This window comes from Deinococcus radiophilus (genome assembly GCF_020889625.1).
Lineage (GTDB): Bacteria > Deinococcota > Deinococci > Deinococcales > Deinococcaceae > Deinococcus > Deinococcus radiophilus.
Genome location: NZ_CP086380.1, coordinates 945,226 through 963,853, shown reverse-complemented (window position 1 = coordinate 963,853; position 18,628 = coordinate 945,226). Strand labels below are relative to the sequence as shown.

Annotated in this window: 18 protein-coding genes and 1 tRNA gene; 11 read left to right on the top strand and 8 right to left on the bottom strand. The window is 64.2% G+C overall.

Annotated elements, in window-relative coordinates; all coding sequences use genetic code 11:
- Positions 1 to 19: 19 nt before the first annotated feature.
- Positions 20 to 1,777: an ABC transporter substrate-binding protein gene (locus tag LMT64_RS04965; RefSeq protein WP_126350724.1), complete on the top strand. Its 1,758-nt coding sequence runs from the start codon at positions 20 to 22 to the stop codon at positions 1,775 to 1,777.
- A gap of 49 nt (positions 1,778 to 1,826) precedes the next feature.
- Here LMT64_RS04965 and LMT64_RS04960 read toward each other — a convergent pair whose 3' ends face one another.
- Complete coding sequence (locus LMT64_RS04960; RefSeq protein WP_229253403.1) at positions 1,827 to 2,942, bottom strand: NADH:flavin oxidoreductase/NADH oxidase; 1,116 nt, start codon at positions 2,940 to 2,942, stop codon at positions 1,827 to 1,829.
- Positions 2,943 to 3,049: 107 nt separating this feature from the next.
- Between LMT64_RS04960 and LMT64_RS04955 the strand changes: the two genes are divergently transcribed.
- Positions 3,050 to 3,832, top strand: a complete 783-nt coding sequence (locus LMT64_RS04955) for a nitroreductase family protein (RefSeq protein ID WP_229253402.1) — start codon at positions 3,050 to 3,052, stop codon at positions 3,830 to 3,832.
- An 18-nt stretch (positions 3,833 to 3,850) separates the two neighbouring features.
- On the opposite strand, the gene LMT64_RS04950 is transcribed toward LMT64_RS04955, so the two are convergent.
- The 4 genes from LMT64_RS04950 to LMT64_RS04935 all read right to left on the bottom strand — a co-directional run bounded on the left by LMT64_RS04950 (position 3,851) and on the right by LMT64_RS04935 (position 7,266).
- A complete protein-coding gene (locus LMT64_RS04950; RefSeq protein WP_126350721.1) occupies positions 3,851 to 4,426 on the bottom strand; it encodes a 2'-5' RNA ligase family protein in 576 nt (191 codons plus the stop codon).
- Positions 4,423 to 5,502, bottom strand: coding sequence for a tRNA preQ1(34) S-adenosylmethionine ribosyltransferase-isomerase QueA (queA, locus tag LMT64_RS04945; RefSeq protein WP_126350720.1), 1,080 nt, complete (start codon positions 5,500 to 5,502; stop codon positions 4,423 to 4,425). The genes LMT64_RS04950 and queA overlap by 4 nt, the downstream gene beginning before the upstream one ends.
- The gene (locus LMT64_RS04940) at positions 5,499 to 6,065 is read right to left on the bottom strand and encodes a LabA-like NYN domain-containing protein (RefSeq protein WP_126350719.1); all 567 of its coding nucleotides are present in this window, start codon (positions 6,063 to 6,065) and stop codon (positions 5,499 to 5,501) included. The genes queA and LMT64_RS04940 overlap by 4 nt, the downstream gene beginning before the upstream one ends.
- 229 nt (positions 6,066 to 6,294) lie before the next feature.
- Positions 6,295 to 7,266, bottom strand: coding sequence for an alpha/beta fold hydrolase (locus LMT64_RS04935; RefSeq protein WP_126350718.1), 972 nt, complete (start codon positions 7,264 to 7,266; stop codon positions 6,295 to 6,297).
- A gap of 86 nt (positions 7,267 to 7,352) precedes the next feature.
- On the opposite strand from LMT64_RS04935, the gene LMT64_RS04930 reads away from it, so the two are divergent.
- From LMT64_RS04930 to LMT64_RS04910, 5 genes are all read left to right on the top strand, one after another.
- Positions 7,353 to 7,952, top strand: a complete 600-nt coding sequence (locus LMT64_RS04930) for a PadR family transcriptional regulator (RefSeq protein ID WP_126350717.1) — start codon at positions 7,353 to 7,355, stop codon at positions 7,950 to 7,952.
- 127 nt (positions 7,953 to 8,079) lie between these two features.
- Positions 8,080 to 9,447: a dipeptidase gene (locus LMT64_RS04925; RefSeq protein ID WP_126350716.1), complete on the top strand. Its 1,368-nt coding sequence runs from the start codon at positions 8,080 to 8,082 to the stop codon at positions 9,445 to 9,447.
- 14 nt (positions 9,448 to 9,461) lie between these two features.
- On the top strand, positions 9,462 to 10,061 hold the full coding sequence (gene purN, locus LMT64_RS04920) for a phosphoribosylglycinamide formyltransferase (RefSeq protein ID WP_229253401.1): 600 nt from the start codon (positions 9,462 to 9,464) through the stop codon (positions 10,059 to 10,061).
- 5 nt (positions 10,062 to 10,066) lie between these two features.
- Complete coding sequence (locus LMT64_RS04915; RefSeq protein ID WP_126350714.1) at positions 10,067 to 10,612, top strand: DUF402 domain-containing protein; 546 nt, start codon at positions 10,067 to 10,069, stop codon at positions 10,610 to 10,612.
- On the top strand, positions 10,602 to 11,177 hold the full coding sequence (locus LMT64_RS04910) for a DUF402 domain-containing protein (RefSeq protein ID WP_126350713.1): 576 nt from the start codon (positions 10,602 to 10,604) through the stop codon (positions 11,175 to 11,177). Before LMT64_RS04915 ends, LMT64_RS04910 begins: the two co-directional genes overlap by 11 nt.
- A 3-nt stretch (positions 11,178 to 11,180) precedes the next feature.
- Here LMT64_RS04910 and LMT64_RS04905 read toward each other — a convergent pair whose 3' ends face one another.
- Complete coding sequence (locus LMT64_RS04905; RefSeq protein WP_126350712.1) at positions 11,181 to 12,353, bottom strand: M48 family metallopeptidase; 1,173 nt, start codon at positions 12,351 to 12,353, stop codon at positions 11,181 to 11,183.
- Between the two features lie 165 nt (positions 12,354 to 12,518).
- Here LMT64_RS04905 and LMT64_RS04900 point away from each other — a divergent pair.
- Positions 12,519 to 12,608 (top strand) — tRNA-Ser (locus LMT64_RS04900).
- 57 nt (positions 12,609 to 12,665) lie between these two features.
- Here the strand turns inward: LMT64_RS04900 and LMT64_RS04895 are convergent.
- Entirely contained in the window at positions 12,666 to 13,859 is a 1,194-nt protein-coding gene (locus tag LMT64_RS04895) for an MFS transporter (RefSeq protein ID WP_229253400.1), read from the bottom strand.
- A gap of 99 nt (positions 13,860 to 13,958) precedes the next feature.
- Between LMT64_RS04895 and LMT64_RS04890 the strand changes: the two genes are divergently transcribed.
- From LMT64_RS04890 to LMT64_RS04880, 3 genes are all read left to right on the top strand, one after another.
- The gene (locus LMT64_RS04890) at positions 13,959 to 15,545 is read left to right on the top strand and encodes an META domain-containing protein (RefSeq protein WP_170165874.1); all 1,587 of its coding nucleotides are present in this window, start codon (positions 13,959 to 13,961) and stop codon (positions 15,543 to 15,545) included.
- Positions 15,546 to 15,718: 173 nt separating this feature from the next.
- Positions 15,719 to 16,393: an FmdE family protein gene (locus LMT64_RS04885; RefSeq protein WP_126350709.1), complete on the top strand. Its 675-nt coding sequence runs from the start codon at positions 15,719 to 15,721 to the stop codon at positions 16,391 to 16,393.
- Between the two features lie 34 nt (positions 16,394 to 16,427).
- The gene (locus LMT64_RS04880; protein WP_126350708.1) at positions 16,428 to 17,714 is read left to right on the top strand and encodes a S1C family serine protease; all 1,287 of its coding nucleotides are present in this window, start codon (positions 16,428 to 16,430) and stop codon (positions 17,712 to 17,714) included.
- An 83-nt stretch (positions 17,715 to 17,797) separates the two neighbouring features.
- Here LMT64_RS04880 and LMT64_RS04875 read toward each other — a convergent pair whose 3' ends face one another.
- A complete protein-coding gene (locus LMT64_RS04875) occupies positions 17,798 to 18,571 on the bottom strand; it encodes an IS982 family transposase (RefSeq protein WP_229253262.1) in 774 nt (257 codons plus the stop codon).
- Positions 18,572 to 18,628: the final 57 nt, after the last annotated feature.

Below are 18,628 nucleotides of genomic sequence, written 5' to 3'. Positions count from 1 at the left end.
TGGTAAAAAGTCCCAAGAGATGCCTGCTCTGTCCCCTTTTAAGTCTCTCCCTTCATCGCCCACTCCCGACTGGCCCTGGCTGACCCTGCGGGCCGTGCTGGTCGCAGAGCAGGGGGACCAACGGTGTGGCCGAATCCGCGTCCCGGAAGTGGCGGCCCTGTGGGGGTGCAGCCCCAAGACGGCGCGCCGTATCTTGCAGCGCTGGCAGGCGGCTGGGCGCTGCCACTATGTGCCGGGACAGGGGCGGGGGCAGTGGTCACAGCTGACGTTCATGGGCCAGGCCGAGCCTGAGATCAGGGCACTGGCGGCGGCGTTGGTGCAGGCCGGACGCCTGGATGAATGGAGTCGCCTAAACACCCTGGGTTTTCCGGTTTCGTGGACCAGGCCGCCTGAAGTGGGACAGCTCTTCGGCCTGCACACCAGCCCGGCGGGGCAGGACCGCCTGCGCCTGCTGATCACCCGTCCGCTGACCAGCCTGGACCCCCTGCGCAGCTGGGTCACGCTGGAATCCTGGCTGCTGCACCAGGTGTTTGATGGCCTGACCGCGCAGGACGTGGGCAGCCCACTGCGCCCCGCGCTGGCCCATCACTGGGAAGTCTCCACGGACGGCCTGACCTGGCGCTTTCATCTGCGAAAAGGCGTGCGCTTTCACCACGGACGGCGATTGACTGCTGAGGACGCCGCTTTCACTCTGCGCCGCGTGACGGCAGAAGCAGCCTGGAGCTTGCCTGGGCTGGCTGACGTGACGGCTTTGGATGACTGGACACTGCAGCTGAAGTTATGCCGACCTGACCCGCTCCTGCCACACCGCCTGGCCCAGACACCGCTGCTGATTCAGCCGGCGGACGCGCCAGCACAGGGAATGGAGTTGTGTGGCACGGGGCCATTTTGCTTCAGCGCCTTTGCGGGCGGTTTGCGCCTGCGGGCTTTTGACGGTCACTACGCGGGCCGCCCCCTGCTGGACGAGGCCGAGTTTTTCTATGCGCCGCCAGGAACTGCGGGAGGAGTGGTCGAGCTGCAAGGCGCCGAGGCCATCCCGCCGCAGACCCGCACCGAGGTGGAGCGCGGGGTGCAGTTCCTGATCTGGAATGCTCGGCGGCCTGCCGCCCATGACCCGGCGCTGCGTCTGGCACTGGCTGAGCTGCACGATGTCCAGACTTTCTGGCAGGAAACGGGGCGCACCGCTCAACCGCTGGCGACCAGCTTTTTCCCTGAGTTCTCGGCGCAGCGCCCAGCGCGGGAGCGTTCGCTGGAGCGGGCGCGGCGGCAGCTGGAGGATGCGCTGCTCCCCGTGCCGCCGCTCACGCTGTATGTGCTGCCCTACCCCGAAGCCCGCGCCGAAGCCGAGTGGCTGGTGGCACGTGCCGCAGCGTTGGGCCTGCAGATCAGCGTGGAGGTCTTCGGGCTGGACGATGAGCGGCAGCTGGACCAACACGCCGACCTGGTGCTGATGGGCGAGGTGGCCGGGGCCGACACGGCGCTCTCGTTCTGGACCGCCATGCACTCGCCGCAGTTGCTGTTTCGTCGCCTGTTGCCGGCGACCCTGCTGGCCGAAGTAGAAGCCGCGCTATCCGGACTGGGCCAGGACGAGCAGTCTCAGCGAGCCGCCATCACTGCCGCCGAGGGAATGTTGCAGGTATCCGGCTGGGTCAACCTGACCCACCACCGCGTCAAACAGGCCAGTCTGAGTGCAGGTCTGCGTGGGGCCGCCCCGGACATCTACGGGCGAGTGGGCCTGCGGGGTCTGTGGGTCAACCGCTGGCCGCTGGAGAACTGAACTCCCGACGCATTAAAGGAAAAATGCTCCGCGCGTCCTCCGCCCTCTGCTACCAACCGGCCCGGCCATACTGCTGCGGCAGTTCCGGGGCGATGCCGAACTCGCGGGCGGCCCGCTGGGGCCAATGCGGGTCGCGCAGCATGGCGCGTCCCAGGGCGACCCAATCGGCCATGCCTTCTTGCAGCAGTTGTTCGGCCTGCATGGGCGTTTCGATCAGGCCGACGGCCATCACACCCAGTTCGGGCGCTTCTTGCTTGATGCGGTGGGCCAGTGGCGCTTGGTATAGCGGCTCGACAGGAATCTGCTGGCGGGGGTCCAGGCCGCCACTGCTGACGTCCAGCACGTCTGCGCCTTCATAGCGCAGAACCTTGGCCAGGGCCACCGATTGTTCCAGGTCCCAGCCACCCTCTACCCAGTCAGTCGCGCTAATTCGCACCAGCAGCGGCAGGTGCTCGGGCCAGACTTCGCGCACCGCCCGCACGGTATCCACCAGCAGGCGAGTCCGGTTCTCAAATGAGCCGCCGTACTCGTCGGTGCGGTCGTTGCTCAGCGGCGAGAGAAACTGGTGCAGCAAGTAACCGTGCGCCGCGTGAATCTCTACGGTGTCGAACCCGGCGACTTCGGCGCGGCGGGCAGCAGCGGCAAAGACGGCGGGTGCAGCGGCCACTTCCTCGGTGGTCATGGCGCGGGCGCGGGGGTAGTTCTCGCTGTAAGCTCCTTCGCTGGCGGCGATGACCTCCCAGCCACCGCGCTCCAGTGAGATGGCCCCGTGGCCGTCTCCGGGGCGGTGAGTGGAGGCTTTGCGCCCAGCGTACGCCAGTTGCACCCCAATCTTGGAGCCGTGCGCATGGGCAAAGTCGGTGATGTGGCCCAGCGGCCCAATCTGATCGTCACTCCACAGGCCCAGGTCATGTGCGCTGATGCGGCCCTCAGGACTGACGGCGGTGGCCTCCATCAGAATCAGTCCGGCACCGCCCAGCGCAAATTGGCCGTAGTGAACCATATGAAAGTCATTGGCCAGGCCGTCTTTGGCCGAGTACATGCACATGGGCGACACGGCGATGCGGTTGCGCAGTTCCAGCCCCTTCATGCGCGCCCCCTGAAGCAGTTGGGGCGTGACGATGGGGTCGTCCGAGCGGTGGGTGGGATGGGTGGGAATGGTCATGTGCGGCAGTCTAATGCTGTCCCCAGTGGCAACCGTAAGAATTGATCTGGCGGCAGATTAAGGTTTTTTCCCAATGCGTGAGACGCCTGCCACATATTCTGGCGGGCATGCCTGAAACTGTACCTGACACCCGAGCCCTAACGCCCCAGCAGGTCCGTGATTTTTTCGGTGCCCACCGGACGGTGCGCCAGTACCGCACGCAGGACGGCCAGCCGATTCCGCTGCCCGAAGACCATCTGGACGCTGTGCTGTACGCCGCGCAGCGGGCCCCGACCCACTCCACTTCACAGCTGTATTCGATTATTCAGGTACAGGGCCCGGCCCAGCGCGCCGAGTTGGCGGAGCTGGCTGGCAATGCCCACATTGCCACTGCCGGAGCGGCCTTCGTCCTATGCGCCGACCTGCACCGCATCGGTCAGATTCTGGCGCTGGACGGCACAGCAGTGGGTGACTGGGCCGACGTGGCCAATCATTTTGCGGTGGGTGACGCCGTCATGGCCGGACAGAACCTGCTGACTGCTGCCGAGATGCTGGGCTACCAGGGTTGCTGGATCGGGGGCGTGCTGAACAACCTGCCGCAGATCGCGGAAGTGCTGGAACTGCCCGCTGGGGTGTTGCCGTTTTCGGCGCTCACCATCGGCCTACCGGACGAGCAGGCTCCTTACCGCCCCCGCCTCCACCGTGAAGTGGTTGTCCATACGGACCGCTACCGCCTGCCGGAGCGCGCCGAGATGGAGGCCAACATTGAGCACATGAACCCGATTGCGGCGCGTGGAGACCGCCCCGGCGACTGGGCGCGGCTGCTGCGGATGTACTGGGGTGCAGGCGGGGCGATGGAGAAGCGTCAGCCGGACCTGCAGGCGGTCAAGCGGCGGCAGGGTTTGGGCTAGAGGAGCCCAGGGGGAGGGCTAAGGCTGAGCACCGAGAAGACCGGTCCCCTCTCTTTGCTTCTCCTCACCCAGCGGCCAGCGGTCCACCACAGCGTAAAAGCCGCCGGGCCCCGGCTTACGCATCAAGGCGACCTGATGGGCCGTGTGGGGAGGTCGCTCGGCCAGGTCAGCTACCTCGGCTTGGAGGTCGGGAAGCAGCGCCGCGAGGTCCAGCCCTCGCCTGGCCAACGCGACTGAGAGATGTGGCTGCATCTGCGGGCCTTCATAGCCAAAACGCTGCGCCGGACGGATGGCGTCCAGCAGCGCCAAGTGCAGGTCCACCGGCCCACGCCCGAGGACGGGAAGGTAAAGCGCTTGCCCACGTGGAAAGATACGGGCCGCCCTGAAGCTGAATGTTATGGGCCGATGATTGGCTAGTGCTGCCTGAGCCGCCGCCTGCCAATCCATATCTGCGTCCAGCCCACTGCGCGCCTTGACAGTGATGTGTGGCACGGCAGCCGCGTCGTGCAGCCCATGGCGTTCGCGCCAGCGGACAACACGTTCCGTCACGTCATCCGGAGGGAGTAAGGCCAGCAGGTAGCTCGGGCCGCTCACGGGCGAATGTTGTGTAGCAGCATGGCGTCGCCCAGCGAGTAAAAGCGGTAGTCTTCCCGCAGAGCCTCAGCATAAGCTGCCCGAATCGTCTCGGTTCCGGCGAAGGCCGCCACCAGCAGCAGCAGGGTAGACCCCGGCAGATGCAGGTTGGTGATCAGCAGGTCCGGCACATACACCGACTGGCCGGGCGTGATGAAAATCTGGGTGTCGCCCTCCCCGCTGACAACTTGCCCCGCCGCATCCACGCTGCTTTCCAGCGCGCGGACGGTCGTGGTGCCCACCGCGACCACCCGGCGGCCCTCAGCCTTGGCCTGGTTGATGGCCGCCGCCGTCTCAGGGCTGATGTGGTAGCGCTCGGCGTGCATCACATGGTCAGCCACCCGGCCCTGAATGGGGCGGAAGGTTCCCGCGCCCACATGCAGCGTGACAGCGCAGCGTTCCACGCCCAGGTCATCCAGTCGCGCCAGCAGCTCCGGCGTGAAGTGCAACCCCGCCGTAGGGGCCGCCACCGAGCCGTCCTCGCGGGCATACACCGTCTGGTAGCGTTCGCGCCAGCGCTCGTCGCTGTCTCCGGCGTCAATGTAAGGCGGCAGCGGCAGCCGTCCGATATCCTCCAAGTGGGGTTTGATGTCGTATGCGAAGCGCAGCAACCGCGCTCCGTCCTCCTGCACACCCACCACTTCTGCGCGGTGGCCCTCGCCTTCTGGGCCGCCCAGCCACAGCTCGTTGCCGGCGCGGCGGGCGGGTTTGAGGTAGGCGCTCCAGACATTCGCCTCCTCTTCGCGCAGCAAGAGCACTTCAACCTGGCCGCCTCCCATGTCGCCCACTTTGGGCTTGCGGGCCATCACGCGGGCCGGAATCACCCGGCTCTGGTTGAACACCAGCAGGTCGCCGCGCCGCAGCAGGTCCGGCAACTCGCGGAAGATGCGGTGCTCTGGCTGCTCCCCGGCCACCAAAAGCCGCGCCGAGTCACGCGGCTCGGCCCCACTCTGGGCAATGCGTTCTGGTGGCAGCTCAAAGTGCAGCGCTGCCAGAATGTCGTCCGGGTCGGGTACGTTCAGGCTGGCATCGATCATTCGGCCTCGGGCGACTCCGGGGTATCGGCGTCGGTCTTGGTGCGGCGGGCAGGCATCAGTGCTTCAGGCAGGTCAGGCAAGTGGATAAAGCGGTCGGCGGCGTCAATTAATTTCTGGGCGGTGTGTTCGCGGAAGGCCAGCACCTCCACCCGCTTGCCGCGCTCCTGCAAGACCTCCACCATGTCGGTAAAGTCGCCGTCGCCGCTGCCCAGCACCACGATGTCCAGGTGGTCCATCAGACGCACCATGTCGGCCACCATACCCATGTCCCAGTTGCCCTCGTAGATTGGGCGGCCCGAGTCGCCCACGTAGTGCATGGTCAGGTTCATGCGCCGCACCTTAAAGCCCAGTGTGGACAATTTGTAGATAAAAGGTCGCGCCGTCGCCTCGCCCTCGCGCTCCACGGTGTAGGCGATGGCATGGACCAGCTCGCGCCCGTCTGCGCCCGTATGCAGCAGCGTCTCGAAGTTCACGGTGCGTTCCAGCAGGTCACGCGCCGAGTGGTAAAGGTTCTGGGTGTCAATAAAAATGCCCACGCGGGGCTTGGGGGTGATGAATTGCATTGGCGTTTCTCCTGTTGTGACCGGACAGTATTCCAGGAACGGCAGGTCCGGTGGGAATCAAATGTGTGGGGTCAGAGGTCAGTACTCAGGGCGGCCTGAAAATGGAGAGTAAAGCCGCCCCAGTCCGCCTAGTGTACCTGCATAGATGGGCAAACGGCGGAAGTCGGTGGTGGATTGCGGTGAGGGTCTACCCCCCACCGCCTGGCAGGGGTCTTTTCCTAATCTCAGCTCAGCGCACCTGCGCCCAGAATTGGTCCAGCACGTCCGTTACAGCGTCTGGTTGCTCCCACTGTGGCAGGCCGTCGGTGCCGGGAATACGTACAGCAGCCACGTTTGACTTGGTGTCAAACTGTGGTAGGCGCTCAAAGGAAACGAAGGCATCACGGTCATACAGCACTGCTACCGGAATCTCCAACTTGGAGTACAGCTCGCCGTAGCCGTCGCGGCTGAACAACTGCCCGCTCAGGAAGTACAGCGGCGCGTTGACCGCGCCCTCCTGGCGGCTGCTCTCCCAGGCGTATTGCACCAAGTCGCGGGGCACGTCCCCTCTAAAAGACCGGCTCAGAAAGTAATGAATGCTCGGCCGGCTGCGAATCAGGCCGTACAGCGGGTCTTCGAACCGGCTCAGGCGCTCATAGGCACGGGCTCCGCCGTCCTCCTGCGTCGCCTCCTGACTGCTTCCACGCGGCTCGCCCAGGCCGCTGGGGCTGATCAGGGCCAGCGAGCGGATACGCGGTTCCTCCAGCGCGGCACGGGCGGCGAACTCGCTGCCCAGCGAGAGTGACACCACGTCGACCTCGGTGTCCAGCTCCGCGACCAGGGCCAGCAGCGCCTGGCTCATCAGCTCGGCAGAGTAGCGGGTATCCGGGCGGTCCGACTGCCCAAAGCCGGGCCAGTCCAGCGAGTAGACCGGGCGCTGACCTGCGTAGGCATCCCACAGCGGCTTCATCTCGTAGGTGCTAGCAGCGGCATTGACCGAGTGGGTCAAGATCAGCGGGCGGCCCTCACCGCCTTCGCTGGCGTAGTAGTGCACCGTACCGAAACCGGGCAGCTCCAGCGTACGCAGCTCGCCCGAAACGGCGGGGCGTAGGGGGCGCACAGCCTCAATCGCGGCATTGTTCTGAGCCTGCGCCGTCGCGGCTCCAACCAGGGTCACGCCGCTTAGCAGCACCAGCGTGGTCAGCAGTTTACGTCTGTTCATCATCATTCTCCTTAGGTGAAGGTGGGTGTGGCCGGAACTTCGTCAGACCCAGCCTAGTCAATCCTGACTAGGGTTAGAGTGAGGAGGTGACGAAGACGCTTTCAGACCTCCTCCCGCTGCCGGATGACGAGCGGGTGCTGCTGCTGCTGGGGCTGCTGACCGAGCAAGACCGTCACGGCTATGAGATCAACGACTTTATCGAGCGCAACCTTGAAGCCGTGATCCGGCTCAAAAAGGCCACCGCCTATGGGCTGCTGGACCGCCTGGAAGCTCACGGCCTGATCACCAGCCGCGCTGAGGCCCAGCCGCAGCGGCCCATGCGCCGGGTGTTCCACCTCACGGACGCGGGCCGCGCTCACTTTCAGATGTTGCTGGCCGCACAACTGACCCAGGAAGAAGCGCTGATTCCTACCGGTAACGTTCCAGTGATGTTCGTAGAGCACCTGGACCCGGCGGCCACCCTGGCCGCCCTGCGCTCACGGCTGGCCGCCACCGAGCGCCGCTTGGAGGGTTACGCCGCCCGCCGCGTGGCCTGCACCGCCGGGGTAGGGGTGGCAATGGAACGTATCGAGCGCCTGACGCTGGCCGACCGCGACTGGCTGCGCGACACGGTGGCGCGGCTGGAAGGGGAGACTGAATCAAAACCCCGCCATACGCTGGGTGAGTCAGATGCTGCCAATCGTTAAGCTAACGAGTGTCTGAGCAGTGAAATGACACGCTGATTATCTCGATAAAGCTTGCTCTGGATGCTGTTACCTACCTGGTATGACAATCTCTGCATCGTAAACTCAGGCGGCAGCTTATGATGAACCCATGACCCAAGCTGACTTGTCCACTCATCTTGACCGTGACGCCGCCCAGCAGGAACTGTTCGAACTGCTGCGCATTCCGTCGGTCAGCTCCGACAGCACCCGCCGGGCCGACATGGGCCGCACCGCCGAGTACCTGCGCGCCAAGTTGGCCACCCTGGGCTTCAGCGCCCGCGTAGACCAAACCCCCGGCCATCCGGTGGTCTACGCCGAGCGCCTGGACGCTCCCGGCCAGCCGACGGTGCTGGTCTATGGTCACTACGACGTGCAGCCCGAAGATCCGGTCGAGGAGTGGGTCAGCCCGCCTTTCGAACCAGAAGTCCGCGAAGGCCGCATCTATGCCCGTGGCGCCACCGACGACAAAGGCCAGGCCTACGCCCATGTGCGAGGCGCAGAGCTGCTGCTCTCGCAGGGCGAATTGCCAGTCAACCTCAAGTTCCTGCTGGAAGGCGAAGAAGAAATCGGCAGCCCCAACCTGGAGCCCTATCTGGAGGCCCACCGCGAGGAGCTGGCCTGCGACGTGATCGTGATTTCCGATGGCAGCCGCTTTGCCAAGGACGTGCCCACCGTGACCTACGGCCTGCGCGGCATTGCCTATGTGGAGGTGCGCGTGCAGGGGGCCAGCCGTGACCTGCACTCCGGCAGCTACGGCGGCGCCGCTCCCAACCCGATCAACGCACTGTGCGAGATCATCGCGGGCCTCAAGGATGACCAGGGCCGCATCACCGTACCTGGCTTTTATGACAGCGTGGTCCCTCTTACCGAAGAGGAGCGTGAAATGTGGGCTGGCCTGCCGCACTCCGACGAGCAGTTCGCCGCCAGCATCGGGGCCACGTCGCTGCCCGGCGAAGAGGGCTACTCCACCCTGGAGCGCATCTGGGGCCGTCCCACGCTGGACGTGAACGGTATCTGGGGCGGCTTCCAGGGCGAAGGGGCCAAGACCGTGATCGCCGCCAAGGCCGGAGCCAAGGTGTCGTGTCGCCTGGTGCCGGGTCAGGACCCCGCCGACATCACCCGGAAGTTGCAGGAATTTATCCCCACCCTGGCCCCCCAGGGCGTACAAGTCGAAGTGATCGACCATCACGGCGGCGATCCCGTCAAGTTTGACCTGAGTAGCCCCTTTATCAAAGCGGCAGACCGCGCCCTTGCGCGGGTGTACGGCAAGCCCGCCGCCTTCGGACGCACCGGGGGCAGCATTCCCATCGTGGCGGACTTTGCCCGCATTCTGGGCGCGCCGGTGCTGCTGGTGGACCTGGGCGTCAACGAGGACGGTCTGCACAGCCCCAACGAGTCCTTTTCGCAGGAGGACTACTTCAATGGCATCCTGACCAGTGCTTACCTGATGCAGGAGATCGGTGGGGTGCAGGGTTGAGCGCTGGTGTCCCCTTGGCCCGACTGGGTTTCTTGGCGTCGCACGGGGGCAGTGGGGCGCGTGCCATTGCCCAGGCGTGCGCGCGGGGTGATCTGGCAGCGCAGCCTGCCGCGCTGATCAGCAACAATGGCAGTTCGTCGGCGCTGGCCTGGGCGCGCGAAGAAGGCCTGCCCGCTGCCCACCTGAGCGGCACCACCCACCCCGATCCGGATGCGCTGGACACGGCCATACTGGGCTTTTTGCGGCAGCACAGCGTAGACATCGTGATTCTCAGTGGCTACATGAAGGTGTTGGAGCCCAAGGTGCTGGCGGTTTATGCCGGGCGCATCCTGAACATTCACCCCAGTCTGCTGCCCAAATTCGGTGGCCAGGGCATGTATGGGGACCGGGTGCATCAGGCCGTGATTGACGCGGGTGAGCTGGAATCCGGGGCCACCGTGCATCTGGTCACTGCCGGATTGGACGAAGGCCCGGTTCTGGCGCAGAGCAACGTGCCCGTGTTGCTGACCGACACGCTGGAAGGCCTGCGGAACCGGGTACAGGCCACCGAAGGCAAGCTGTACGTGAAGGCGCTGCGCCGTTTCCTGGACGAGTGGGAGCGGCCGGGGTCCTAGGCCGGGTGAAGCACAAACGCTTCGACCACCGCAACTGGTCGCGGGCCGAGTCGGACAGCCAGGTCCGCTGTGATCTGCCCGGCAGCGTGCTGGTGGATGACCGGGCCGGGCCGGTCACGCAACCACTGATCCGAGCGTTTGGGGATCAGTACCTGACCCTGCTGGACTCCGGCTTTCGCTGGATCTATGTTCAGCCCACTGGCAGGCATCATGCCCTGACGGTCATGCTGGACGCGGCAGGCCGTCCCGTGCAGTTGTACGTGGACACGGCGCTGGATTCCGGCCTAGACCCGGACGGCTGGCCCTACATGACTGATCTGTATCTGGATGTGCTGGCGGTCTGTGACGCAAACTGGCAAGTCACCGCTACGCAGCTGAAGGACGAGGACGAATGGTGGGCCGCCAAGCAGACGGGTGAGTTATCGCCTGAACACGCTGCCCTGGCCTGGGCTGAAGCGGAGCGGGTGGTTATAGCACTGCAACGCGGTGACTTTGCTCCACTGGCTGTCGTTCGTGAATATCTAGCCCACAGTTCTGAACATGCGCCGTAAGGTCCACGACCTGCGCGAGTGGACTGGGGCATTGGAGTATTCGCAGCGGCTGGAGGTGGCCGGGGACTTCCTGATGGTGGACTTCGTCGCCCACCGTGTCCGGCAGCCCCTCACCGTGGATTTTGGTGGGGAATCCCTGCGGCTGTTTGATCACGGCTGGCGTTGGGTACGCGCACATCCACGCTCGGCGCCAGCGGGTGTGGTGGGGGAGGCGCTGACGGTGCTGCTGGACGCGTCTGGTCAGCCCCTAGAGCTGTATATAGATATCCATCAGGGCGGCGGCGTAGACGCGGGCACAGGTCTGCCCTGGATTGATGACCTTTATCTGGATGTGGCGGGCCTGTTTGGCCCCGACTGGCAACCCCGGCACCTCCTGCTGCTGGATGAAGACGAACTGGCCGTTGCGGTGGCTGAGGGGGCAGTCAGTGAAGCTCAGGCGTCCGCCACACATGCTCAGGCACAGCAGGTGATGACAGCGTTGGCAGCCAATGCCTACCCACCACTACGTGCTGTGCGGGCGTGGCTGGCGCAGGCTGCTGGCCACCGAAGCGGTGAGCAGGAGTAGGTGTCAGCCATATCTCTCGGCCATCTGTACGGTCAGGATGGGGATGTGTGGGGCCAGTTCGGCATCAATCCGGGCGCTGCGCTCGGCGCTCAGAATGAGCTGCGGGACGGCCGGGTGCGCGCCCACCACGGTCAGGCGGTCACTGGTGGGCGGGTGAGAGCTGTCCAGGCGGAGCCGCTCGTTGGCCGCGCCAGCCCGCATCCGCGTAATGCGCTCGGGGGTCAGCTCGGCCCACATCTGGCGCAGTTCTGCCAGGGCGTGAGGCCGCTGTGGGGTCGTTTGCTGGCGTTGTACAGCCATCTCTAGGAGGTGGGTGAAATGCAGCCGGTCAAGCAAATTGATCACAGATTCACTGCCCGCCACGCGGGAGGCCCGTAAATCGGCGCGGAACTCGGCGGCCTGGCTGTGCTGCCCGGTCAGCAGTTGAAAGATCCATTGCAGACCCAGAAAGGGAAGCGTCATTGCCTTTTTGAACCAGATCATTTCCTGATCGGGCCGGGTGACTTCCAGTCTTCTGAACGGAACATTCCGCTGATCCAGCGCGTCGGGGCTGAGCAGCCCGATCATTCCGTCCAGAATCTGCGCGGCGCTGCCCAGCAATTGACTGTGGCGGGGATCGCCGGCCTGATCGTGTGCCAGTTCGTGTGCAATCAGCGCTACCCGCTCCTGTGGCCCCAGCGCGTACAGCAGGGGCAGTCCCAGGCTCAGCACGGTCTGGCGGCCCCGGCGACCCACCGAGGCGTTCAGGTCACTGGTCAGGTCAATCTGTTGCGGTACAGGCACGCCCAGCGCGCTTGCGACCTCGGCAACTGTGCCGAGCAGTTCTGGCGCGTTCTGTTGGTTCAGTGCGGGGCCTGCGCGCTGTCCCCATGTGGGCCGCACGACCCAGGCCACCATCAGCGCCACCGGAGCTGTGATCAGCAGGACAATGCGCTTGACGGTGTTGTCGGCCTGCGGCATCTGAATCAGGCCCCAGATGCCATAGAGGGTCATGGCCAGGTAACCCAGCAGAATCAGGGCTGCCAGTCCCCAGGCCAGGATCAAGGCGGTGCGGGTGGATGGATGACTGCCAGCCGCGCCACCCCGCAGGAAGTGTTCGCGCAACCGGACACTCTGGGCATCGGCCAGCGACTGAAGGGTGGGGCGGGGCCGCTTGCCATCCACGGATCTGGTCATGCGCCTATGTTAGCGGCACCCGCAACTGTGCCGGGCCAAAACTGCGCCCGGCAGCTTGCACATCTGCGGGGGTATGGGGTAAGCTGCTTGCCGCTGCAACTGATGACTGACGGCAGGGCAAAGACGCTGCAGAGCGAGGTTGTAACGGGTCCGAATCAAAGTGCTGGAATGGTGTCCGAGTGGTTGAAGGAGCACGCCTGGAAAGCGTGTATACGGGCAACCGTATCGAGGGTTCGAATCCCTCTCATTCCGCCAAAAAAAATAGACCGTGCTGCTTCTTATAAGGGTGGCACGGTCTATTTCTCTGTATGTTCAGCCGCGACCTACCCGCCAGGCGCTCCAGAAAGGAATCAGACACAGCACCCCGGCGGCGGCGGCCAAGGCCGGAAAGCCCGCCTGGGCCATCAGCAGTCCGCCCAGCAGGGTCCCGGTGGCCGAGGCGGCAAAGGCCAGCGAGTCGCTTGGTCCCTGCGCTGCCGGGTGGCGGGCCAGCACTTTGGAGGTGGTCAGCGACACCAGGTTCCAGCCCAGACCCAGCACGAACATGCTGAGCAGCAGCCCGGCGTGCGTGGAGGTCACCGAGGCCGCGGCGGCCATTAAGAGCAGCGCGCCCCCCGTGATGTACCCGAAGCGCAGACCCAGGCGGTCAATCAATGGCCCGGTGAGCAGCCCGAAAGCGAACATTCCGGCGATGTGCCCCGAAATCAGCCCGGCAATCGAGCCGTGATCCAGCCCCATGTGGTGGGCCCGCAGTGGAGTCAGACTCATCAGCGTGACCATCACGGCCTGTGCCGCAGCAAAGGCGGCAGCGGTGCTTTTGACGCCAGGAACTGCCAGCGCCGCCATCAACGAGGGCTTTTGATCGGGCCCGCTTGCCTGCATCACCTGAGTCGGTTCACGCACTGGACGCCAGATGGTGATCAGCAGGGCTGCCACCCCCAGCAGTCCTGCGCCCACCAACCAGCCGGTGACTTCTTCGTCGGTGCCCAGGCGTGTGCCCAGAGCCGTGATCTGCTCCCCGAATCCGGTCATGACCCATGACCCCAGCACGCTCATCAGCATCAGCAGGCCCAGCGCCAGGCCGCGCACCCCGGTGGGGACACTTTCGGCGGCGGCGTAGCGGGCTTGCTGAAAGCCGCCTTGCGCCGCCCCCAGGGCGGCTGCTCCGGCCAGAAAGACCGGCATCGTCCCCGACTTGGCCCCGGCAAAGCCCAGGGCTCCGCCCAGCGCCCCCAGCACGAAGGCGCTGCTCAGGCCCAACTTGCGGCCCTGGCGGATCATCAGTGCCCCGAAAAACGACGCTGAAAGTGCTGCCGACACGCTGATCAGCGTGGCAGGCAAACCGCTGAGGTGTTCGCTGCCCAGATCACTCATGACCAGAGACGCCAGGATGGTACTGACGGTGGTTGCTCCCGTCGCCAGTGCCTGCGACAGATACAGCGGCCACAGGCGCGAGGCCAGCACAGAAAATTGGGGAGTGTCGCCGGCGGCGGGGGAAATGGTCACCCCGCTACTATGCCACCTGTTTCCAGGGGAATTGAACATTTCTTCACCTGCACTGTCCAGATCATCCAGCTGTCAGCCAGCGGTGTTAGAACGGACGGCATGACACCCAACCATCTGAAGCGAAACGGCCTGTTGCTGGGCTTGTTGCTGCTCACCTCTGCTGAGGCACGCACCAGTTTCGAGCTGGGCGGCGAGTGGACCGTGGTAGGCCCGGATACCTTGCTCCAGGGCGTGACCGAGCGTCCCACCCTGACGCTGGACGGACGCTCGGAGCTGAGCGGCTTTACGGGCTGTAACCGGTTGACCGGACGTTTTGCGGCGCGCGGCGACGTGTTCCTGACTGCTGGCCTGGGCCTCACGAAAAGGGCCTGTGCAGACGGCACGGCCATGGAAGTCGAAGCGGCCCTTTTGGGACGGCTGAATCGCCTGACCCGCTACACGCTGGAAGGCGATCTGCTGACCCTGAAGGGCAGTGCTGGAGAAGTGCTGTTACGCCGCACCTCGCCCCGCCTTGGCCTCCCCGCCACTCAGGGCCAGCCGCCCCGTTCCACCCCGGAGGTTCCGATGACCGATGCCCCTCAGCCGCCCCGCTCGGATGAGGCATCTGCCGTGACCTGGCAGGTGCGATCCTTCAAGGTTGGCGGACGCATCTACGCCGTTCCGGACGCCACTTTCTCTCTGACCTCCGGCGAGGGCCAGCCGGGCCTGTCCGGCAGCCTGGGCTGTAATCAGCTGACCCTGAGTGCGGAGCACAATGCTGCTCAGCCGGACGGAGAGTGGGTATTTACCGGGATGCGTTCTAGCCGGATGGCCTGTTCATCTGAGCTGTCGGCTGCCGAGACGGCGCTGACCGGTTTCCTGCGCGGCGCGGTCAAGGTGCAGCAGACGGCTGACCGAGTCACCTTCAGTTCGGTGAATGGTGAGCTGGTCTTGGAGCGGGCGCAGGCCACCGAAGTGGGCGCAGAGCTGGCTGCCGGAGACTGGGCCACCGAGTACCGTGCCGCGCAGCTGGAATTGGGGGGGCGTCAGGTCACACTGACCCCTCCAGTCACTGTTCGCTTCGGGGAGCAGCCGGATGGCACGCTGGAGCTGCGTGCTGCGACAGGCTGCAACGGCCTGTTCGGTCTGGGTCAACCCCAGGGAGCGGGCTGGACCTTCGGCCAGCTGGGGGCCAGTCTGATGCTCTGCCCTGATATGGGCACCGAAGAGGCGATCGGACAGCTGTTCCAGAGCCCAGTCACGCTGCAACGTGACGGTGATGTGGTCGTGCTGCGCTCCGAGCAAGGCCAGCTCCGTCTGACCCCGCAAGCTGCTCAGGGAGAATCCAGCGAAAGTGAACAGCCAGCCGGTGAATACCGCCTGACCGCACTGCAGCGCGGCGGCCAACCAGTGGACCTGGGTGGCTTTTCGGAGCCGGTCCGGCTGAGTCTGACGCCCGGTACGGCGGGGGCCGCGGGTTCGGTGGGGGGCCTAGACGGCTGTAATAGTTTCGGTGGGATGTACCGACTGGAAGGCCAGACCCTGCAGCTGGAAGGCACGCTGGTGTCGACCATGAAGTTCTGCGAGAGCACGGAAACCATGCCGCAGCTGACCGAAACGCTGGCTGCTGCCCCGCAGGTAGAGCAGCAAGGTGACACCCTGATCCTGACAGCCAATGACCTGCGTTGGGAATTCGTACGCCAGTAGAGCCTCCCTACTACCTACGGCCGCTGAGCCAGGCCTCGCAACCTTCGCAAAGGGGCCTGGCTTTGCTTTGGCTCGGTAATGCGCCAGGTTGAGTGATCTGAACTTGGGAAGCAGAAAGGGCCTGTGAGCCGCAAAGATGTCCTGCATCCCTGGGCATGCTCTAGGCTGCAGCTATGTCCCATCCTGTCACGTCCCACCCTGCAGCGGTGGCTGCGGGTGGCTCAGTCCTGAGCTTGCCGCAGGGTCCGCCTGACCTGCTTCGGCTGGATACGGCCTTGCAGCAGAGTGCTGCACTGCACGGTCACCTCTGCCCCCGGCAGATTCTGGGGGCGCGGTCGGCAGTGCTGGCCGGTGACTTGTTGGGACTGGACTTTCCCCGTACGGACAAGCGCGTGCTGGTGCTGGCCGAAACCGACGGGTGTTATGCCGATGGAGTGTCGGCGGCCAGCGGGTGCTGGTTGGGGCGGCGGACCCTGCGGCTGATGGATTACGGCCGAGTGGCAGCCACGTTCGTGGATACCCGTACTGGCCGCGCACTGCGGGTCTGGCCGCGCACCGATCTGCGTGAGCGGGTGCGGGCCCAGAAACCGCCTGACCAGAAGCGGTATCAGGCCTATCTGGATGCCTACCGCCACTGGTCTGACGCTGAACTGCTCCGCGCTGCAGAAGTCGAGCTGGACTTTGACCTGGCGGCGCTGATCAGCCAGGCTGGGGCCCGTGAGGTCTGTAGCCACTGCGGCGAAGAAGTGCTCAACGAGCGCTGGTCGGTGCGCCAGGGCCGAGTGCTGTGTCCCGCCTGTCTGGGTGGCGCCTATTACCGCCCGACTTCCCGCCAGGATAACCTTTAACCGACTTGTAACCCCCCACGCGCAGCATACTTATATGAATAGAGTGCTTCCCATTCTCGGAGTCACGGCCCTGCTCGCCGCTGGCGTCTACGGGGGTTACCAGGTTGCCGAAATGCAGGGTGAACCTGCCCAGGTTCTGAAGCTGGACCCCAAAGCGCAGGAGGCCAGCACCCAGGCCACCGCTGCCACGGTCACCCAGAATACGTCAGCCCAAACCTCTGCGGCACAGACTTCGGTGGAACCCGCCTATGACGACGGTACCGCCCGCACCGAATCCGAGCTGAATACCGCCAGCGTAGTCAAAAACAGCTCCGACGGTCTGGTGTTTATCGAAACAACCAGCCAGGTGGCCCCAAATGAACAGCAACAGATGCTGGAACAGTTGTTTGGCATGCAGGGTCAAACCCAGCCCCGTGAGGCGCGGGGCCTGGGCAGTGGCTTTTTCGTAACCGATTCTGGCGACATCATCACCAATTTCCATGTGGTCGAGAACGCCAGCGAGATCAATATCCGGCTGCACGGCGATGCCCGCGCCTATCCCGCGAAGGTGATTGGCACGGCACCGGATTATGACTTGGCGCTGATCCGCGCTGACGAACTGCCGCAGGGCGGTGTCAAGCCCCTGCCGCTGGGCGACGATAAGCAGCTGGAAGTCGGCCTCAAGGCCATTGCGCTGGGAGCCCCGTTCGGGCTGGATTTCAGCGTCTCTGAGGGCATCATCTCCAGTTTGGAACGGGAAGCCCCCGTTGGCGTCTCCAACGTTCCCCAGTCGGTGATTCAGACCGATGCAGCCATCAACCCCGGTAACTCCGGCGGCCCGCTGCTCAACTCGGCTGGGCAGGTCGTGGGCGTCAACACCCAGATTCTGACTGGGGGTGTGCAGCAAAGTGCTGGCGTGGGGTTCGCCATTCCAGTCAGCGTGGTTAAACAGTTGCTGCCCCAGTTGCAAGCGGGCGAAGAAGTGACCACGCCGCTGCTGGGCATCTCTATGTTCGAACTTTCCGGTGCCGATCCTGCTCAGCTGGAGGAATATGGCCTGCCAGAGACGGGCGTCCTCATCACCCGGGTCTATCCAGGCAGTCCCGCTCAGAGGGCCGGATTGCGGGCTGCCGAACCGCAGGAGCGCCCGGATGGGGCCGTGGCTCCCAGACCTGACAGCGATGTGATTACCGCCGTAGAGGGCCGTGAGGTGGACTCGGCCGATGACGTCAAGGGTGCCTTGATCGGTAAGCGGCCCGGTGATCAGGTGGCCATGACCGTACAGCGCGGCGAAGAGACGGTGAATGTCAACATTGAGCTGACCAATTTCCGTTTCAACTGATTTCGGGTATCGGTTTCTTCTTGGTTCAAGCTGTTTTGTCTTTCTGAAGCTTTGGCAACTGCTGTGGAAGCCAAAAACGCCGTTTAGGGCCTAGCAAGATTGTGGGCGAGTACGGCTAAGACGACGCGGAGCTTAAGTGAACCCAGGGTTTTGGTTTGGGCAGAGCGGATTTGAGCTTCCACAAGCGCAGAGAAGACTATTTCAATACGTTTGCGGATTTTGGGATGGCGAGATTCTCGCCATCCCGTGTCATATCTGGTGTTCTTCTTGGGCGGATACACGTAGCCCAGACAGCAATACCCCTTATCGCCAATGATGGTTGGGCCTTCAAACTCTGGCCATCTGAGATTCAGCTCATAGCTGACCGTAACGTCATGGAGGTTGGCAGGTCGGATGACGTACTGAACGATTTGTCCACCTGGTGTGACCCAGGCGTGCAGCTTATATCCGAAGAACTCGCCCTGAGTTCCAAATCCCCATTTCGCGCCTGGGAACTGACAAAGGTGCGTGCGTTTGGGACGGCAAATGGGGAGGGGCATTGAATCAACTACGACTTCAGTGCAGGGCTGAGCTGGGCTTGCAACATGCTCTAGGAGTGGCAACAGTTTGATGCCCCTGGTGTAGGCCTGAGTGTAGGAAGGAAGACCGGGACGGTCTTCCTTGAGGATGTTCCACCAGATGGAAGGAAATGGATGCTTGAAGACGAGACGGGAGAGCAGCAGAGCAACCAGCATGGCATCTGTGACCTTCTGGTGCGGGCAGATTTTCTGGTCGCTGAAATGCTTCTTAGCCCAGAAATAGAGGTGGCGAATGACGTGCCGACGTCCTAGACTATGGTGGAGACGATATTTAGCCATGTCGTCTCTATTTTTATGTGTCTGAGACGCACTTCACCAGGGGGCGGTCAGGCCCTA